Genomic DNA, 1,173 nt, shown 5'->3' with positions numbered 1-1,173 from the left:
CGCTCAGAAGTTTCCGCGGGCGGCTTGTTCGCGTTCGATGGCTTCGAAGAGGGCTTTGAAGTTGCCGATGCCGAAGCCGAGGGAGCCGTGGCGTTCGATGAGTTCGAAGAACACGGTGGGGCGGTCGACGAGGGGTTTGGTGAAGATCTGCAGCAGGTAGCCGTCTTCGTCGCGGTCGACGAGGATGCCGCGTTTCTGCAGTTCGGCGATCGGGGCGCGGACGTTGCCGATCCGGGCCCGCAGTTCGGGGTCCTCGTAGTAGGAGTCGGGGGTGGCCAGGAATTCGACGCCCTCGGCGGTGAGCTGGTCGACGGCGGTGAGGATGTCGTTGGTGGCCAGGGCCAGGTGCTGGGCGCCGGGGCCGCGGTAGAAGTCGAGGTATTCGTCGATCTGCGAGCGCTTCTTGGCGAGGGCGGGTTCGTTGAGGGGGAACTTGACCCGGTGGTTGCCGTTGGAGACGACCTTGCTCATCAGGGCGGAGTAGTCGGTGGCGATGTCCTCGCCGACGAATTCGGCCATGTTGGTGAAGCCCATGACTCGGTTGTAGAAGTCGACCCAGTGGTCCATCTTGCCGAGTTCGACGTTGCCGACGACGTGGTCGAGGGCCTGGAACAGGCGTGTGGGGGCGCCGTCGCGTTTGGTGTGCGACGACGTGCGGGCGATGTAGCCGGGCAGGTAGGGGCCGGTGTAGTTGCTGCGGTCGACGAGGGTGTGGCGGGTGTCGCCGTAGGTGGCGATCGCGGCGAGGCGGACGGTGCCGTGGTCGTCGGTCACCTCGTGGGGTTCGTCGAGGACGGTGGCGCCCTGGGCGCGGGCGTGGGCGATGCATTTGTCGACGTCGGGGACGGCGAGGGCGATGTCGACGACGCCGTCGCCGTGGGTGCGGTGGTGCTCGACCAGCGGACTCTGGGGGTCGACGGCGCCCTGGATGACGAAGCGGACGGCCCCGGATTCGAGGACGAAACTGTGGTGGTCGCGGTTGCCGGTGGTGGGTCCGGAGTAGGCGACCAGGGTCATCCCGAACGCGGACTGGAAGTAGTGGGCGGTCTGGGTGGCGTTGCCGACCACCCAGACGACGGCGTCCCAGCCGCTGACCGGGAACGGGTCGCGGGTGCCGTCGTATTCGACGAGCCCGACCAGCTGCTCGAGCTGGCCGAGGTCGAGACCTGCCAG

Annotated in this window: 1 protein-coding gene; it reads right to left on the bottom strand. The window is 67.4% G+C overall.

Annotated features, from left to right (window positions below; genetic code table 11):
• Positions 1-3 precede the first annotated feature (3 nt).
• Positions 4-1,173 (bottom strand): 4-hydroxyphenylpyruvate dioxygenase (gene hppD / locus G9373_RS45335; protein WP_167121339.1); only part of this gene is annotated, 1,170 nt, incomplete at its 5' end.

Origin of the sequence: Rhodococcus sp. A14, assembly GCF_011603105.1 — a bacterium.
In the GTDB taxonomy this organism is placed as follows: Bacteria; Actinomycetota; Actinomycetes; order Mycobacteriales; family Mycobacteriaceae; genus Rhodococcus_F; species Rhodococcus_F opacus.
Note: the sequence above shows the minus strand (reverse complement) of the source record. Positions and strands in the feature narration are given on the sequence as shown.